General features: G+C 60.3%; 18 protein-coding genes. 9 read left to right on the top strand and 9 right to left on the bottom strand.

Annotation, left to right across the window (positions count from 1 at the left end):
* Positions 1-38: 38 nt before the first annotated feature.
* On the top strand, positions 39-923 hold the full coding sequence (gene gluQRS / locus CHH27_RS18395) for a tRNA glutamyl-Q(34) synthetase GluQRS (protein WP_094072880.1): 885 nt from the start codon (positions 39-41) through the stop codon (positions 921-923).
* 7 nt (positions 924-930) lie between these two features.
* Here gluQRS and CHH27_RS18390 read toward each other — a convergent pair whose 3' ends face one another.
* A complete protein-coding gene (locus tag CHH27_RS18390) occupies positions 931-1,905 on the bottom strand; it encodes an AEC family transporter (RefSeq protein WP_094072879.1) in 975 nt (324 codons plus the stop codon).
* 189 nt (positions 1,906-2,094) lie between these two features.
* Here CHH27_RS18390 and CHH27_RS18385 point away from each other — a divergent pair, with 189 nt between their 5' ends.
* Positions 2,095-3,234, top strand: a complete 1,140-nt coding sequence (locus CHH27_RS18385; protein WP_094072878.1) for a hybrid sensor histidine kinase/response regulator — start codon at positions 2,095-2,097, stop codon at positions 3,232-3,234.
* Between the two features lie 6 nt (positions 3,235-3,240).
* On the opposite strand, the gene CHH27_RS18380 is transcribed toward CHH27_RS18385, so the two are convergent.
* On the bottom strand, positions 3,241-3,918 hold the full coding sequence (locus tag CHH27_RS18380) for a 2-hydroxychromene-2-carboxylate isomerase (protein WP_094072877.1): 678 nt from the start codon (positions 3,916-3,918) through the stop codon (positions 3,241-3,243).
* 77 nt (positions 3,919-3,995) lie between these two features.
* On the opposite strand from CHH27_RS18380, the gene CHH27_RS18375 reads away from it, so the two are divergent.
* Entirely contained in the window at positions 3,996-4,853 is an 858-nt protein-coding gene (locus CHH27_RS18375; protein WP_094072876.1) for a phosphatase PAP2 family protein, read from the top strand.
* Positions 4,854-4,863: 10 nt separating this feature from the next.
* Here CHH27_RS18375 and CHH27_RS18370 read toward each other — a convergent pair whose 3' ends face one another.
* Entirely contained in the window at positions 4,864-5,124 is a 261-nt protein-coding gene (locus CHH27_RS18370; RefSeq protein ID WP_094072875.1) for a hypothetical protein, read from the bottom strand.
* A gap of 92 nt (positions 5,125-5,216) precedes the next feature.
* The gene (locus tag CHH27_RS18365; protein ID WP_094072874.1) at positions 5,217-5,675 is read right to left on the bottom strand and encodes a low molecular weight protein-tyrosine-phosphatase; all 459 of its coding nucleotides are present in this window, start codon (positions 5,673-5,675) and stop codon (positions 5,217-5,219) included.
* Positions 5,676-5,797: 122 nt separating this feature from the next.
* On the opposite strand from CHH27_RS18365, the gene CHH27_RS18360 reads away from it, so the two are divergent.
* Positions 5,798-6,097, top strand: a complete 300-nt coding sequence (locus CHH27_RS18360; protein WP_094074849.1) for a 4a-hydroxytetrahydrobiopterin dehydratase — start codon at positions 5,798-5,800, stop codon at positions 6,095-6,097.
* A 28-nt stretch (positions 6,098-6,125) separates the two neighbouring features.
* Here the strand turns inward: CHH27_RS18360 and CHH27_RS18355 are convergent, their stop codons facing one another.
* On the bottom strand, positions 6,126-6,356 hold the full coding sequence (locus CHH27_RS18355) for a sulfurtransferase TusA family protein (protein ID WP_208988279.1): 231 nt from the start codon (positions 6,354-6,356) through the stop codon (positions 6,126-6,128).
* 243 nt (positions 6,357-6,599) lie between these two features.
* On the opposite strand from CHH27_RS18355, the gene CHH27_RS18350 reads away from it, so the two are divergent.
* The 5 genes from CHH27_RS18350 (at position 6,600) to CHH27_RS18330 (ending at position 11,673) form a co-directional block, all read left to right on the top strand.
* On the top strand, positions 6,600-7,400 hold the full coding sequence (locus CHH27_RS18350) for an ABC transporter substrate-binding protein (RefSeq protein ID WP_157738986.1): 801 nt from the start codon (positions 6,600-6,602) through the stop codon (positions 7,398-7,400).
* Positions 7,401-7,444: 44 nt separating this feature from the next.
* On the top strand, positions 7,445-7,996 hold the full coding sequence (locus CHH27_RS18345; protein ID WP_094074848.1) for a DUF924 family protein: 552 nt from the start codon (positions 7,445-7,447) through the stop codon (positions 7,994-7,996).
* 424 nt (positions 7,997-8,420) lie between these two features.
* Positions 8,421-8,759, top strand: a complete 339-nt coding sequence (locus tag CHH27_RS18340; RefSeq protein ID WP_198338252.1) for a P-II family nitrogen regulator — start codon at positions 8,421-8,423, stop codon at positions 8,757-8,759.
* Between the two features lie 20 nt (positions 8,760-8,779).
* Entirely contained in the window at positions 8,780-10,132 is a 1,353-nt protein-coding gene (locus tag CHH27_RS18335) for an ammonium transporter (protein WP_094072870.1), read from the top strand.
* 320 nt (positions 10,133-10,452) lie between these two features.
* Positions 10,453-11,673, top strand: coding sequence for an ammonium transporter (locus tag CHH27_RS18330; RefSeq protein ID WP_094072869.1), 1,221 nt, complete (start codon positions 10,453-10,455; stop codon positions 11,671-11,673).
* 50 nt (positions 11,674-11,723) lie between these two features.
* On the opposite strand, the gene CHH27_RS18325 is transcribed toward CHH27_RS18330, so the two are convergent.
* The 4 genes from CHH27_RS18325 to CHH27_RS18310 form a co-directional block, all read right to left on the bottom strand.
* The gene (locus tag CHH27_RS18325; protein WP_094072868.1) at positions 11,724-12,404 is read right to left on the bottom strand and encodes an HAD family phosphatase; all 681 of its coding nucleotides are present in this window, start codon (positions 12,402-12,404) and stop codon (positions 11,724-11,726) included.
* Between the two features lie 54 nt (positions 12,405-12,458).
* Positions 12,459-13,286 carry a carbohydrate ABC transporter permease gene (locus CHH27_RS18320; RefSeq protein ID WP_094072867.1) on the bottom strand — a complete coding sequence of 276 codons (828 nt, stop codon included), beginning with the start codon at positions 13,284-13,286 and terminating at the stop codon, positions 12,459-12,461.
* 48 nt (positions 13,287-13,334) lie between these two features.
* On the bottom strand, positions 13,335-14,174 hold the full coding sequence (locus CHH27_RS18315) for a cation diffusion facilitator family transporter (RefSeq protein ID WP_371681857.1): 840 nt from the start codon (positions 14,172-14,174) through the stop codon (positions 13,335-13,337).
* A 318-nt stretch (positions 14,175-14,492) separates the two neighbouring features.
* A complete protein-coding gene (locus CHH27_RS18310; RefSeq protein WP_247646305.1) occupies positions 14,493-15,263 on the bottom strand; it encodes a thioredoxin family protein in 771 nt (256 codons plus the stop codon).
* Between the last annotated feature and the right edge of the window lie 102 nt (positions 15,264-15,365).

The raw sequence follows: 15,365 nt of genomic DNA, 5'->3' as shown, positions 1-15,365 counted from the left end.
GATCCAAACCATTCCGTCAACCCGGCATCACCTGTTCCATGAAACTCCCTGTCTTCCGCTTTGCCCCGTCGCCCAACGGCCATCTTCATCTGGGTCATGCCCTGTCAGCGCTTTTGAACGCGCGGGCAGCCGTCGCTCTGAGTGGCCGGTTTCTGGTGCGCGTGGAAGACATCGACCAGACCCGCTGCACACCGGAGCTTGAGCGGGACATGTTCGAGGACCTGGCCTGGCTCGGCCTGCCGCTCAATGAACCTGTGCTGCGGCAGTCGGAGGCCTTTCCGCACTACAGGGCCGCGTTGGAGCGGCTCCAGGACATGGGGCTGGTCTACCCGGCCTATCTGACCCGGGCGGAAATCAAGCGTTTTGTCGCAAGCCGGGAAGCCGCCGGCGAAAGCTGGCCGCGCGATCCGGATGGCGCTCCGCTTTACCCTGGGGACACCACCGTTCTCTCAAGCGAGGAAATTGCCGCGCGTGCTGCCAGCGATGCACCGTTTGCGCTGCGGCTCGACATGAAGGCCGCGCTTGCCAGGGTCGACAGTCCGCTTTTCTGGCAGGAAGCGGGCGCCGAAGGCGAGGCCCTGTTCAATCCGCCGTCGAAGGTGGAGGTCAACGCGGCTGCCTGGGGGGACGTGGTGCTGGCGCGCAAGGAAACACCGACCAGTTACCACCTTGCGGTGGTTGTCGACGACGCGCGGCAAGGGATCACCGATGTCCTGCGCGGTCGCGACCTTTATGAAGCGACAAGCGTTCATCGTGTCCTGCAACAGTTGCTCGGCCTGCCTCAGCCCGTCTATCGGCATCACCGGCTGGTTCTGGCCGAAGATGGTCGGAAACTTTCAAAGTCGAACCAGGACACCAGCCTGCGCGCCTTGCGTGCTGCGGGTCTTACCCATGCGGAGCTGCGCAAGCGCATCGGGCTTTGAGCGCCTATCAGCCCAGGGCGGCACCGAACCATTGATCCAGGAACCAGATCCAGAGGCTGGTGGTGACAATTGCGATCAGAGTGGTAACGGTGATCGCATTGGCGGACATGGCATGGCCGGTGCCGTAACGATTGGCGAAAATATAGGCGTTGACGCCGGTTGGGCAGCTCGCGGTCAGGGTTGCGACCGCGGTCCAGAGCGGAGGCAGCTGGAAGACGAACGCCCCGAACACAAACACCGTTGCCGGCATGATGACGATCTTGATCAGGCTGAGCAGCAGACCGGGCACGACGTTGCCGCGCATGCCATATTGCACCAGGCTCATGCCGAGCGAGAGCAGTGCCAGGGGAAGCGCCGTTGCGGCAATCCGGTCCAGGACCATCGTGCCGATATCGGGCAGGTCGAGGCCGGTCATGCGCCAGAGGAAGGCGATGGCGATCGTGATCACCAGCGGGTTCCGGAGCACCGTGCGCAGGGCGCCGAGAGCCATCTGCGTGACCGGAGGGGTTTCCGAGCCGCTGTCAATTGCCGCCGCCCGTTCCATGATGATCGCCATGCCGACCGTCATGATGGCCAGATGGATCGAGATGATCAGCAGCAGGGGCACCAGTCCGTCATCGCCGTAAACAGCGGCGATGAGCGGCAGGCCGACCATGATGGTGTTGGCGAATGTGGCCGATATGCCGCCGATGGCGCCGGCACGGGCATCTCGTGCAAAGCCCTTGCGGATGATGACGGACCCGAGGGCAAAGGCGATGCCGACGCCCAGGAAATAGGTAGCCCAGAGCGCAAGAGGCAAGCCCGACGACAGGTCGGCGCCGATCAGCGTCCGGAAGATCAGGATCGGGATGGCGACCACATAGACAAACTGGCCGAGGGCCTCGCTGGCCGTGTCTTTCAGGACGTGAAACTTTGCAAGCGCGTATCCGATGCCGATCAGGACAAAAACGGGCGCGACGATCGTGAAGGTTTGCGCAAGCATGAAAGTGTCGGTTTCGAAGGTTTGTGATGGTCGCGGCGAGAAGCCAGTCCGGGAGGCGCCGCGATGCCGGTCAGGCCACATGGACAGCGGCCCATTGTCAGGGTAAGCACGGTGTTGATCAACTTGGCTTTTTCAAACCCGCCTGGCAAGCCCTGTTGACGGCAATCGCATGTGAAGGGACCCGGCCGCATGGCGGATCACGACGAGGAGGCCATCAAGCTTGCATTGTTGGCCCATGACCTGAGAACGCCGCTTGCGGCCATGCGGTTGACGGCGGACCTGATCGGCAATGGCCCGCTGAACGAAGCACAATCGCAACAACTGGCCATTCTGACCCGGTCCATTGACGCCTTGACCGACATGACCGGCGAGCTTGTGAAGGAAGCAAGGTCGGGCAGCGAAGAGCCCTCAGCTGGAGGCTCGGCGGCGGACATCCTGATCGAGGTGACCGGTCTGTTCCAGCTTGCGGCGGAAGCCAAGGGGCTCTTTCTTGAAACCTCTGTCGATGATGGAGCGCTTGCCTTTCAGATACACAATGCGGCCAGTTTCAGGCGGGTCGTCACAACGCTTCTGGACAATGCCATCAAATACACGTCCGCCGGCGGCGTTTCGGTGCGGCTGGAACCTTGCGGGTGCGAGGCGGTTGACGGCGCACCAGCAGAGTTGGATCGGGTCAAGGTGATCGTGACCGACAGTGGTCCGGGTATCGACCCGGAAGAAGCGGCCCGTCTCTTCAGACCGTTTGTGCGCGGCCGGCAGGGCCGTGCAACAGGAGAGGGCAGCGGCCTCGGGCTCTGGGGAACGGAGCTGCTCGTTCGCCAGTTGCAGGGGCGGATCACACTGGATCGCGCCGACGAAGGCGGCAGCCGTTTTGTTGTGGAACTGCCCGCGAATGCCGACACTGGCGCGGTCACAGACAAGACTGCTCCGGGGACCGGTGGCGGTCTGGGGCAATCCGCGCTTCAGGGGCTGCACGTGCTTGTGGTCGACGACAATGAAACCAACTGCAGGCTTCTCGCCGCACTGCTGGAATCTTTCGGTGTAACCGCCGATGTTGCCGGATCCGGCTCCCAGGCCATCGCCCTGGTGGAAAAGGCTGACTACGACGCCGTTCTTCTGGACCTGCATATGCCGGACATGAGCGGCGTTGACACTGCGGAGCGACTTGGAGCGCTGCCAAAGGGCAAGGCCCTGCCGCTGATCGCCGTGACAGCCGCTCTGGAATCAGCCGGAGACGCCAGCCTGCGCGCAGCCGGTTTTCAGGAGACGCTGACAAAGCCGCTGTCTCCCACCGCGCTTTACGATGCCCTGTCGAAGGTGCGTGACTGAACGCAATCAGCCTCTGGTCAGCTGTTTGGCGGCCGTTTCCAGGGCCTGCTCCAGCCGATCGTCTCCCCAAAAGAGCTCACCGTTTTCCAGAACGAAGCTTGGAGCGCCGAAAATGCCGCGGTCTTCCGCATCGGCGACCGTGGCCCGCAAACCGATCTTGGTTTCCGTGGTGTGTGCAGCTTCCAGAACGGCTTTGGCGGGTGCGCCAGCCTCCAGCAGCAGCTCCGCCATCAGGGCCTCGTCGGAAATATCCAGTCCCTGTGCAAATTCGGCGGCATAAACGGCACGCGTGAACGGCCCGATCCAGGGTTGATCCCGGCCGCAATGCGCAATGCGGGCGGCCAGGAGGCTCTGCTGCGGGAACGGGGAAGGCAGCGTATAGGGGAGGCCGTAGGCTTCGCACATGCGCTCCATGTCGCGCTGCATGTAGATGCCCTTTGCGGGATAAAGATTGAAGGGGGAAGTCGACCATCCACTCTTCTTGAAAATCGGACCGAGCAGGAACGGGCGCCAGAGGATCGTGACATCATGGTCGGCGGCAAGGGTCTGGATGCGCATCGCCGAGAGATAGCTGTAGGTGGATGCAAATTCGTACCAGAATTCAAGCGTCGGTCGGTCCTGCTTCGGCAATGAAACAACGTTCGTGCCGGAGGGATTTGCGGGCCGCAACTGTTTTGGCGCCATCTGTAACTCCGAGATCCGTGCCGTCAGGTCGGCAGGAGGGGATTGGATCGGTTATCCGGATGCGCTAAAGAGCTGCCATGAATCCGAACCGTTCCGCCGACCATAATCCGAAGTCCCTGCGTCGTAAAACAGTCGACTGGTGCCGGCAGCATCCGTTGGTCGCGGTCAGTGTGGCCGTCATCATCGTCTCGCTGTTCTTCCTGGCCTTTCCCCGAGTGGATCTCTGGGCGAGTGCGTTCTTCTATTACGGCGAGGCCGGATTTGCCGCGGAGAATGTCGATTTCCTGCGGGAGGTCCGGCATCTGGGCCCATTCCTGGTCCGGGTCACGGCCATCAGCTGCGTGGCGATCCTGTTGCTGAAATTTCTGGTGCCAGGCCGGTCACCCCTGCTTCCGCTCCGCATGCCGCTCTTTCTGCTCTCAACGCTCATTCTGGGGCCGGGCGTTCTCGTCAATCTGGTCCTGAAAGACAATTGGGGCCGGCCGCGTCCGCGTTCGGTGGAGGAATTCAACGGTGATCTGCCGTTCCAGCCGGTCTGGAAAATCACGGATTACTGCGACAAGAACTGTTCCTTCACCTCAGGCGAAGCGTCTGCCGCCATGTGGCTGGTTGCCCTTGTCTTCCTGGTGCCGGCAACCTGGCGCAAGGCGGCGCTGGCCTTCGTCCTGCCGCTGGGTCTGATCCTGTCGGTCAACAGGGTGGCGTTTGGCGGGCACTTCCTGTCAGACACGCTGCTGTCCTGGGGGCTGACCCTTCTTGTCATTCTTGTCGCTTATCGTCTTCTCTATGTGAACACCCCGCCCCTTGTGAGCGACCGGCAGCTGGATGAGTGGTTCACCAAGCGCGGGCGGGCGGTGCAACGGTTTGTCCAGCGCTTTCTCGTTCGCGGTCGGCGCTGGATGCGGGGTGCCTTGAAGACATTCTCGGAAAGCTGAGCAACGACAGCTATTTCTTTCGCGGCCGTGTTCGTTTCAAGATCCGGGCGAAGCGAAGGGGCGACCTGTCCTCGACCCAGGTGATGGCCGAGTTGAGATGTTCTGTCTTGCGGCGGCGGCTGCGCAGCATGCGCGCGGCGCTGCGGCTGGTCCCGATGATGACGATCATGCCGAGCGCCAGCAACGGCACGCCGGTCGGAATGGGCAGCCAGACTGTTGCCAGCCCGGCAAGGATCAGGACTGCCGCAAGGGACCACCACAGAAGTTTCATGGTTCACGCCAAGGGATAAGGTCGGGACGACCACCAATACAGCAGTCAGTGATACGGAATTATGACTGCTGACAGGCAATCACAAGCCTGGGTTAACCGCTTCTTTCCAGATCGGTCAGCAAGTCCTGACAGCCTTTCCGGACCAGGCCGAACACGTGATCGAAGCCCTCGGGGCCGCCGTAATAGGGGTCCGGTACGTCCGCAGCCGGATCGGCCAGCAGAAGCCTCAATTGCGCCTTTGCACCGGTGTCTCGGGCTTTCAGGGTCGTCAGATTGTCGCGATCCATGGCAATGATGGTGTCAAAGGCCTGAAAGTCGTCCGGGTAAACTTGCCGGGCGCGTTGGGTGCTCAGGTCGATTCCGTGGCGCGCGGCGACCTCGATGGAGCGCGGGTCCGGCGGATTGCCGCTATGCCAGGCACCGGTCCCGGCGGAATCGATCAGGTAACGATCCGATGCCCCGGCCTCGTCGACCAGTGAGCGAAAGATGCCTTCGGCAAGGGGCGAGCGGCAGATATTGCCAAGGCAGACAAACAGAACGGCGTGGGGCAATTTTATTTCCTGAACGAGAACCAGGTTGCACCGTGGCGCGTTCGGGCGACAGATGCAATCATCGCCTTTGAACTGGCAAGAGCTTGCGCTAGATGAAGAGGGAGGACTGGCAGGAGGATCAGATGGCAGAGCGACTGAAACCGGAAGACCGGGCGGCGGGATTGGCGGCGCTGCCCACCTGGCATCTGTGTGATGGGCGAGAGGCCATCTCGAAGTCCTTCAAGCTGCGCAATTTCCAAGAGGCGTTTGCCTTCATGACGCAGGTCGCACTGGTCGCGGAAAAAATGAACCATCATCCGGAATGGTTCAATGTCTATCGCTCCGTGGATATCACGCTCGCGACCCATGATGTCGGCGGACTGAGCCGGCTGGACCTGGATCTGGCGGCGGAAATTGACCGGATTGCGGGCGCCTACGCCTGATTTTCTGACCGGTCATCAGCAGCGTTGACTACGCGCCTTTGGCAAGTACGAACCGATGGCCGCCGTCCAGGCGTTCGGCCTCCAGAAGTTCGTGGCCGTTTTCACTGCAGAAATGCGGAATATCGATTTCTGCCATCGGGTCCGTGGTCAGCACCGTCAGCCTGTCACCCGCGTTCAGGCGGGTCAGTGCCTTGCGGGTTTTCAGGACCGGCAAGGGGCATTTCAGGCCTTTCAGATCAAGCTGCGTTGCCGATGACACCAATCAGTCTCCATTGATATTTGGGCGTATTATCCGCAACATAGTCAAATTGAGCCCGATGGACAGTGGTTCATACAAGTTTAGGAGTTGAAATCTAGGTTGTGTTGTCAAGTCAGCGCAGCTGGGCCGATCATGTGACTTCTCGCAGACGCATTGCCGGTCTGGAAAGACCCCGACTTGAAGGCGTCAACGCGAGGCACGGTGCAAACAGGGGCAAATATGAGAGCAGGATTTTGGAACGTCGTGAGCACTGCGTTCATCGTTCTTTGCCTTTTGAACCCGTCGGCGAATGCCGAACCAGAGGAAATCACTCTGGTCACCCAGAGTTTTGCGCCGTTGCAGTGGGACAATGAGGGCGCGCCCGACGGCTACGTGACCGCCTTTCTCCTTGCTGCGGCAGAACGGGTCAATCAAACCGTTCCGGTCACGATTTCAGGCTACGAGTTTCTGCCCTGGAAACGGGCGATGCTGACCGCTGAAACGGTCCCGAACGTTATGTTTTTTTCCCTGTCGCGCACGCCCGAGCGGGAAGACAAGTTTTACTGGCTCGGCGAAGTCTCTCCTTACGGTCAATACTTCTATCAATTGTCTTCCGAGCCGGAGATCGCCGTCGACAGCATTGAGGAGCTGCGCGATCTGGACATAAAGATCGGGGTGCAGGATGGCAGCAATCTGCATGCCTATCTCAACAAGATCGGATTTGAGGGTTCTTCGAATGTCGTTCCGATAACGGATTACCACCAAGGTATCGAGATGCTTTTTCTCGGCCGCATCGACCTGTTGCCCTTGACCGGGTTCCTGGCCGAGGCGAGTGCTTGCAAACAGGGATATGACGGCAGGCAGCTGAAACAGGTGGTTTTTGTCGAGGCTCTGGCCAAGCCGCTTTGGGCAGTGTTCAGCAAGGGCACGGATCAAGAGCTGGTCGCGGCGTTTCAGGGTGCCATGGAAGACTTGAGGGCTGAAGGTTTCCTGGACGCCCAGATCCAGGAACATCAGGCCAATTGGCAGACACTTGCCTGCGGCGCCTTGACAGCGGGCAAATGACACACGACGTCAAAGCTCCTGGCAATGAAATTGGATCAGCTCGCATGAACGGCACGGCAATCACTCCCCTGGATGTCCTCGATTTCTGGTGGCAGGCAGGCGCTTCGAAATGGTTCGCCAAGGACGACAAGTTTGATGCACGCTGCAAGAAGACGTTTCTGGAGGCCATAGAGGCTGCCGCCTCCGGCGCGCTTGACCACTGGCTTGGCACCGCTGACGGGGCGTTGGCGCTGCTTCTGCTGCTCGATCAGATGCCGCGCAATGTCTATAGAGGGACGCCGAATGCGTTCATGGCGGATGGCAAGGCTGTCGAGGTTGCTGAAAAGGCGCTCGAGAAAGGCTTCGACAAGGCCTATCCGAAAGACGTCAGGGGCTTTTTCTACCTGCCATTCGAACATTCGGAAAACATGGCGCATCAGGAGCGGAGTGTGGATCTGTGCCGCCAGCTTGGCGACAGGGAGCTTTATCACTATGCGCTGATCCACATGGATGTGATCCGCCGCTTCGGCCGCTTTCCGCATCGCAACAGTTTCCTCGGCAGGCAGTCCACGCCGGAGGAAGAAGCCTATATGGAAAGCGGCGGCTTTTCGGCCTGACGCGCGGTTTCCCGGTCCCACCTGAGGGCGCGATGCGCCTGTCCAAAGGCTCGCTGCCTCGTTTTTGTGCGTACAAGTTCAGAGACTCTATTTTGCCTATTTTTTGACCAGAGACATATTGAGAGGTCAAAAAATAGGCAGAAAACCTGCCTGAAATCCGGTCAGGGCTGGTTCATCATTTCTTTGCTTTTTTGTTTTGTTGCGGTGCAAAACCGCGGGTTTCCGCCATCCATTCTCCCGAAAATCCAAGTTGGCACGGTCTTTGATTAGTAGAGGCCGACACCGGCCCGGACCCACAAGCGTGGGCAAGCCAAAGACCTGAGACGCTCCTTCCAGAGGGGGACACAAGCAGGCGCGCACTCCGGGGTGGTCGGCCAGCTTCTTCGACGGGAAGGGGCATCAAGCAAGGGGAATGGAACGAGCAATGAAAATAGTGATGGCCATCATCAAGCCGTTCAAGCTCGACGAAGTGCGGGATGCTTTGACCGGCATCGGCATTCAGGGTCTGACGGTGACGGAAGTGAAGGGCTATGGGCGCCAGAAGGGGCACACCGAGATCTACCGCGGCACCGAATATGCCGTCAGCTTCCTGCCGAAGCTGAAGATCGAAGTCGCTGTGGACGCTGCCTCCGTCGACAAGGTTGTCGAAGTGATTTCGGGTGCCGCCAAGACCGGCCAGATCGGAGACGGCAAGATCTTTGTCCACTCGATCGACCAGGTCGTGCGCATTCGCACCGGCGAAGCCGACGCCGAAGCTCTCTGATTTAGGTAAGGAAACGTATCATGAAAAAACTTGTCGCAATGGGCGCGACGTCGCTTGCCCTGCTGAGCCTTTCGGCTCTGCCGGTGCTGGCGCAGGATGCCGAGGCCGCTCCGGCCGTTTCTCCCGAAGTTGCTTACATCTTCAACACGCTGCTGTTCCTGATCGGCGGGTTCCTGGTGATGTGGATGGCGGCTGGTTTCGCCATGCTGGAAGCCGGACTTGTCCGTTCCAAGAACGTGTCGATGCAATGCCTGAAGAACATCTCGCTTTACTCGATCGCGGGTCTGATGTTCTGGATCACCGGTTACAACCTGATGTATTCCGGCGTTGACGGCGGCTTCATGGGGTCCTTTGGTCCTTATTCCTTCGACGCTGTCGGCGGCGATGCGCTCGACACCGGCTACTCCACGGCCTCCGACTGGTTCTTCCAGATGGTGTTCTGTGCGACCACCGCGTCCATCGTGTCGGGTACCCTGGCCGAGCGTATCAAGCTGTGGCCGTTCCTGATCTTCACCGTGGTTCTCACGGGTATTCTCTATCCGATCACCGGTTCCTGGGAATGGGGCGGCGGCTGGCTCAACGGCGAATTCGTCACCGGCATTGGCGGCGCTGAATTCTCCGACTTCGCGGGTTCCACGCTGGTGCACTCCGTCGGCGGCTGGGCAGCCCTGACCGGTGCGATCATCCTCGGTGCGCGTAAAGGCAAATACGGTGCAGACGGTTCCGTGCATCCGTTCCCGGGGTCTTCCATGCCGCTGGCAACGCTGGGTACCTTCATCCTGTGGCTCGGCTGGTTCGGCTTCAATGGTGCGTCCCAGCTTGCCATGGGCTCCATCGGTGACGTCTCCGACATCTCGCGCATCTTTGCCAACACAAACCTTGCCGCTGCTGCCGGTGTGGTGGTTGCCGTCCTGCTGACCCAGGTTCTCTACAAGAAGGTCGACGTGACCATGGCCCTGAACGGCGCGCTGGCCGGCCTGGTGGCCATCACGGCCGAGCCGCTGCAGCCGAGCGTCTGGGCTTCCGTCTTCATCGGCGGTGTCGGTGGCGCCATCGTGGTCTTCGCCGTGCCGATGCTCGACAAGTTCAAGATCGACGACGTTGTCGGTGCCATCCCGGTCCACCTGCTGGCAGGTATCTGGGGCACGCTGATCGTGCCGCTGACCAACTCCGATGCTTCCTACGTGTCGCAGCTGATCGGCATCATCTCCATCGGCCTGTTCACGACGGTCACCAGCGCAGTTGTCTGGTACGCCCTGAAAGCTTCCGTGGGCATCCGGGTCTCCGACGAGGAAGAGGCTCTCGGTCTCGACAAGGTCGAGGTCGGCGTCGAAGCCTACCCGGAATTCGGAACCGGTTCCCAGCGTCTCTGATCGGAGACGCGGACAAAAATCTCCCAGGCGGTCTATTGGCTCAGACCGCAAACTTGGAAAGCCCGGGGGCAACCCCGGGCTCTTTTTTGTGTCCGCCACAGAAGTTTGTCTCCTGTCGTGGGATTGCACAAAAAACAGACAATTGAACAAGGTCTAACCGTTCGACTGGGTCGAAATGCAGTCCCTCTTGGCGAATTCGCCCAACAAAACGGCGATTTTCTGCGCTTTTCTTGATCAGTTGCCCAATTGGCATGCTGTTTGAATGCATTGGCTCCCGAAACGCATAAACAAAGGGCAGTTTGCCCAACTGGGGGTCAGATATGAATGAAACAGGAGTGGGCGGGGACGTCTTTTTTGTCCTCGTCGGGGCCATTCTCGTGTTCGCCATGCATGGCGGCTTTGCTTTTCTTGAAGTCGGTACCGTTCGTCAAAAGAACCAGGTCAACGCGCTGGTGAAGATCCTGGTGGATTTCGCCCTGTCGACCGTTGCCTATTTCTTCGTTGGCTACGCGGTCGCCTATGGAACCACCTTCCTGGTGAATGCCGCAACCCTGTCCGGTGGCGGTCAAGGTTTTGAGCTTCAGGGACTGACGCTGGTCAAGTTCTTCTTCCTGACCACCTTTGCTGCAGCCATTCCGGCCATCATCTCCGGTGGAATTGCCGAGCGGATGAAATTCTGGCCGCAATGCCTGGCCACGGTCGCGCTGGTCGGGATTGTTTACCCACTGTTTGAAGGTCTGATCTGGAACGGCAATTTCGGCTTCCAGGGCTGGCTTGAAAGCACTTTCGGCGCAGGTTTCCATGATTTTGCCGGCTCTGTCGTGGTGCACGCGGTTGGCGGCTGGATCGCACTCGCAGCCGTGCTGCTTCTGGGGGCACGTCGTGGCCGCTATGATCGAAATGGCCGTCCGATCGGCATTCCGCCTTCGTCTCTGCCCTGGCTGGCGCTCGGTTCCTGGATGCTGTGTGTCGGCTGGTTCGGCTTCAACGTCATGACAGCAGCCTCGCTGGAAAGCGTCTCCGGCCTCGTGGCCATCAACTCGCTCATGGCCATGGTTGGCGGCATTCTGGTGGCGCTTGTCGTCGGCAGGAACGACCCCGGCTTTGTTCACAACGGTGCCCTGGCCGGTCTGGTGGCCGTCTGTGCAGGCTCCGATGTCATGCACCCGGTCGGCAGTCTGCTGGTCGGTGGTGTTGCCGGAGCGATCTTCGTGATCGGCTTCGAGATCTGCCAGAACAAGTTGAAGATCGACGATGTTCTCGGTGTCTGGCCGTTGCACGGCATCTGCGGCGCCTGGGGAGCGATTGCCGCCGGTTTCTTCGGTCTGGAAGCCCTCGGTGGCATGGGGGGCGTTTCACCGGTCTCGCAGATCATCGGTACGGTGATCGGCGTCGGCTATGCACTGGGAGCCGGCTTTGTTGTCTATGGTGTTCTGAAGGCCGTCATGGGCCTGCGCCTGTCCGCGGAAGAAGAGCGCCAGGGCGCGGATCTTTCGATCCACAAGATCAGCGCCAATCCGGAACACGATCTGGGGCGCTAAGCACTTTGGAAAGCTGAACGGGCGGCTCCAGGGCCGCCCGTTTTGTGCGGTCAGGCGGCCGTGAGGTCGCGGAGCAATTCAGAAAGATTGCCGTGGCTGCCGACAACCCGATGGGCGCCTGCGGCATGGAGCTGTTCCGCATGGCCGTCGTGGCTGTGGCCGCCACCGACGAAACCCCAGACGGTCATTCCCGCTGCCAGACCGGCTTTCACGCCATTGGCGCTGTCCTCGATGACGAGGGTCGCTGCCGGGTCCACCCTGAGTTTGTTTGCGGCGAAGAGGAACAGGTCCGGGGCCGGTTTGCCGTTCGTGACCTGTTCACCGGAATAGATATGCGGGTCGAAAAACCCAAACAGGCCCGTATGCTTGAGCTTGTGGATCAGGCGGTGCAACCGGGAGGAAGAGGCAACGGCGCGCGGACCGTCATGCGCTTCCAGCAGCTGCTTGATGCCGCTGATTTCCGACAGTTCCCGGTCGATGCGTTCCAGCGTCGCTGCATCGAGATCCGGCCCGAAACTCTCCGGTAGAGGCCCTTTTCCGAGAACCCGGTAATCCGCATCGAGGGCTGCCCAGAAATCATCGCTGCCAAGGCCCTGGAAACGGTCCATGTATTCGTCCAGCTCGTAGGTGAGTCCGATCCGTGCCAGATGTTCGCGTTCCACATCGACATAGATCTTTTCCGAATCGACCAGAACGCCGTCGCAATCAAACAGGATCGCTTCAAATGCCATGCTTGTCTGTCTTTCCAAGGGGTTGAGGCCGCCCGTTTCCGGGGTAGGCGCAGTTTAGTGTGAGCCGTCAAACAGACCTTTAACGACTTGTCTTTGAAACAAGATGACAAGAAGTGCGGGGGGCAGCATGGCGATGACGGCGAGCATCAGGCCGCGCAGGCTGGAATTGCCGAAAAACTGCATGCCGCGAACGAGCGTGTAGGTGCTTTCTTCCGTCGTCACGATGACCGGCCACAGATACTGGTTCCAGCCATTGACGAACAGGACGAGGAACAGGGCCGCCGCAGTCGGGCCGGAGAGTGGCAGCAGGATGTCCTTCAGGAATTTGAACGGGCCGGCACCGTCCAGTCTTGCCGATTCCAGCAGCGTGTCCGGCACTGTCAGGAGAAACTGGCGAAAGAACAGCGTGCCGAGCCCCGAGGCCACCAGCGGCATGATCAGACCTGACCGGCTGTTGACCAGCCCAAGCTGTGCCACGACCTCATATGTCGGCAGAAAACGGGATTCCAGCGGCAGCATCAGTGTCAACAGCAGAACCGCGAAGATCGCGCTGGCAAAGCGCACACGAAAATAGATCAGCGCATAGGCGGCCAGCAGCGAAAGCAGCACCTTCAGTGCTGCAAAACCGGTGCCGAGGAGAAACGAGTTCCAGAGCATTGCCAGCACGGTCACGTCACCGGAAAACCCGGCACTGCTGGTGAGAAACCCCGAATAGTTCTCCAGTGCGCCGGTGCCCGGATCCAGCCGGGGAAAGGGTCGCGCACCGGGAAGATGGGTGGTTGCCGCCACCAGCATCCAGACGGGCACCACCATGAACAGCGCGCCGCAGATCAGGATCAGGTGATCCGCCAGCTGGGCCTGCCATCGCTGCCAGGAGGGCATCAGTTAGCTGCCTGGTGGTTTGCTGTTTGACGGTTCGGCATGGGTTTCCTAGAGCACGACAATTCCGGAATGCTTGGCCTTGTGTTCGGGTTCCACATGAATGGTGATGCGCGCGCCGGGCACATCTTCGGCAATGGCTTCCTCGATCCGGTCACAGATGTCGTGGGCCTCTTCGACCGGCATGGTGCCCGGAACCACGAGGTGAAAATCGACGAAGGTCGACCGGCCGGCGATGCGGGTGCGAAGATCATGGGCTTCGAGTGCACCCTCGCCGTGTTCGGATATCAGGACGCGGATCTTTTCAAGGACCTCGCCGGAGGCGGCTTCATCCATCAGGCCGCCGACAGATTCCTTGACCAGCCCCCAGCCGGACCAGAGAACGGTCAGGCCGACGAGCACCGCCAGCGCCGGATCAAGCACCTTCCAGCCGGTCAGCATCACCAGCACCACACCAAGCAGGACGCCAACGGAGCTGACGACATCCGTCAAGAGGTGCTTGCCATCGGCGACGAGAGCCGGCGACCTGGCCTTCCGGCCGCTGATCATCAGATAGCGGGCCCAGCCGGCGTTGATCAGGGCAGCGACCACGTTCATGGCGATGCCTTCGGACGAATAGACCGGGCTTTCGCCTTGCGTGAAGCCGATCCAAGCCTCCCGGAAGATCGAGAGAGCCGCGAGCACGATCATCACGCCAACGAGAACGGCGGCGAAATACTCGACCTTGTCATGTCCATAGGGGTGATTGCTGTCCGCAGGCTTGGCAGCAAACCAGACAGCCGCAAGCGCGGCGGTCGAGGAGGCAATGTTGACCGTGGTTTCCAGTGCGTCCGAATAAAGCGCCACGGATCCCGTCAGCAGATAGGCACCCGTTTTCAGGGCCAGTACCACAAGGCCGACGATAATGCTGAAAAAGGCAATTTGCAGCTTGCGGCGCAGGTCCATGCCAGTCCCCCGAGGATCTGCTTTCCGGCCGAACCGGCGAAAAGCGGCGAACGCGATCGGCCCAAGGCAATCCGGCCGCCCTGTCCTTTTATGGGCGGCTCGCCGCCTTTTGGCCGAGCCGCGCAAGGGGTAGCAGTTTTTGCGGGGACCGCAAGCCGTTACGGGGCCTTGGCCTCAGAAATATCGGGAGGAATTGTGTTTCGGTCACACCTTGCGCGGTCTGGGCTTTTCCGGCCAGAGGGAACCAATCTGGCCGGTAGGGCATCAGAAGCCGCTCTGCCAATCCATCACGGCCGCACCGACAATCATGCCCGGCCCGTCCGGGTCTTCGATCTGGACCAGGATCGCACAGCGGGCGTCGCCTTTCAGCATCAGCTTCGATTTCGGCATGCGGAAGGTTTCCGCGCCGCCGGACCACATGCCCATGGGCTGCATTTGCTGGACCACGTTGACATAGCGGATCTTGCGACCGGCATTCTCGCCGCGGCCGATGTCGACCAGCGCCTCTTCCTTGATGCGCAGGAAATAGACGGTTGCCATCTTGGCACCTTGGGGCAGGTCGCCGTCCACTGTTGCCTGAACCACCATGTCGGAGATCTTCAGACTGACCTTGGCCGTGAACGGATCGGTGCGGGCAAGCGCCGCACGCACATCGGTTTCCCGGCTGCCGACGACATGTTCCTCACCGTTGATGACCATTTGCGGCGTGTAGACGGAGCGGTCACCGCGGCGGTTGGCATAGGCACGCTGGCGTTGCGAGAAAACCGGGCTGGCAAGCGTGTCCTTCCATCCGAGATAGTCCCAGTAATCGACGGGCATGAGCACGGTCAGAACGTCTTTTTCCTGCTCGACCAGCCGCTCGGCAAGCTGGTCGGCAGGTGGACAGGACGAACAGCCCTGGCTGGTAAACAGCTCGACGACCTTTTCAGGCTGCGCGCCCGCAGCACCCGACGTGGTAGCGGCAGCGACTATTCCGGCGATGACGACAAGTCCGGTTCGGAAAGCGCGCGACGCTTTCCGGGACAATATTCCCACCATTTGGCTCAATCCCTCGTTTGATTGCCCTTAAAATATGCAATGGGGCAGTCAATCGCGAGTCACGAGCCGGTGACTTTTTCGATTTATCGGCAATTTCGC

It is taken from the genome of Labrenzia sp. VG12 (assembly GCF_002237595.1).
Taxonomy (GTDB): Bacteria; Pseudomonadota; Alphaproteobacteria; order Rhizobiales; family Stappiaceae; genus Roseibium.
This window is presented reverse-complemented; position numbering and strand designations above follow the sequence as displayed.

Bases quoted from the DNA above. Each gene is read 5' to 3' on its own strand.
- gluQRS (WP_094072880.1), top strand. From the start codon at position 39: ATGAAACTCCCTGTCTTCCGCTTTGCCCCGTCGCCCAACGGCCATCTT.
- CHH27_RS18390 (WP_094072879.1), bottom strand. From the start codon at position 1,905: ATGCTTGCGCAAACCTTCACGATCGTCGCGCCCGTTTTTGTCCTGATC.
- CHH27_RS18385 (WP_094072878.1), top strand. From the start codon at position 2,095: ATGGCGGATCACGACGAGGAGGCCATCAAGCTTGCATTGTTGGCCCAT.
- CHH27_RS18380 (WP_094072877.1), bottom strand. From the start codon at position 3,918: ATGGCGCCAAAACAGTTGCGGCCCGCAAATCCCTCCGGCACGAACGTT.
- CHH27_RS18375 (WP_094072876.1), top strand. From the start codon at position 3,996: ATGAATCCGAACCGTTCCGCCGACCATAATCCGAAGTCCCTGCGTCGT.
- CHH27_RS18370 (WP_094072875.1), bottom strand. From the start codon at position 5,124: ATGAAACTTCTGTGGTGGTCCCTTGCGGCAGTCCTGATCCTTGCCGGG.
- CHH27_RS18360 (WP_094074849.1), top strand. From the start codon at position 5,798: ATGGCAGAGCGACTGAAACCGGAAGACCGGGCGGCGGGATTGGCGGCG.
- CHH27_RS18345 (WP_094074848.1), top strand. From the start codon at position 7,445: ATGAACGGCACGGCAATCACTCCCCTGGATGTCCTCGATTTCTGGTGG.
- CHH27_RS18340 (WP_198338252.1), top strand. From the start codon at position 8,421: ATGAAAATAGTGATGGCCATCATCAAGCCGTTCAAGCTCGACGAAGTG.
- CHH27_RS18335 (WP_094072870.1), top strand. From the start codon at position 8,780: ATGAAAAAACTTGTCGCAATGGGCGCGACGTCGCTTGCCCTGCTGAGC.
- CHH27_RS18330 (WP_094072869.1), top strand. From the start codon at position 10,453: ATGAATGAAACAGGAGTGGGCGGGGACGTCTTTTTTGTCCTCGTCGGG.
- CHH27_RS18325 (WP_094072868.1), bottom strand. From the start codon at position 12,404: ATGGCATTTGAAGCGATCCTGTTTGATTGCGACGGCGTTCTGGTCGAT.
- CHH27_RS18320 (WP_094072867.1), bottom strand. From the start codon at position 13,286: ATGCCCTCCTGGCAGCGATGGCAGGCCCAGCTGGCGGATCACCTGATC.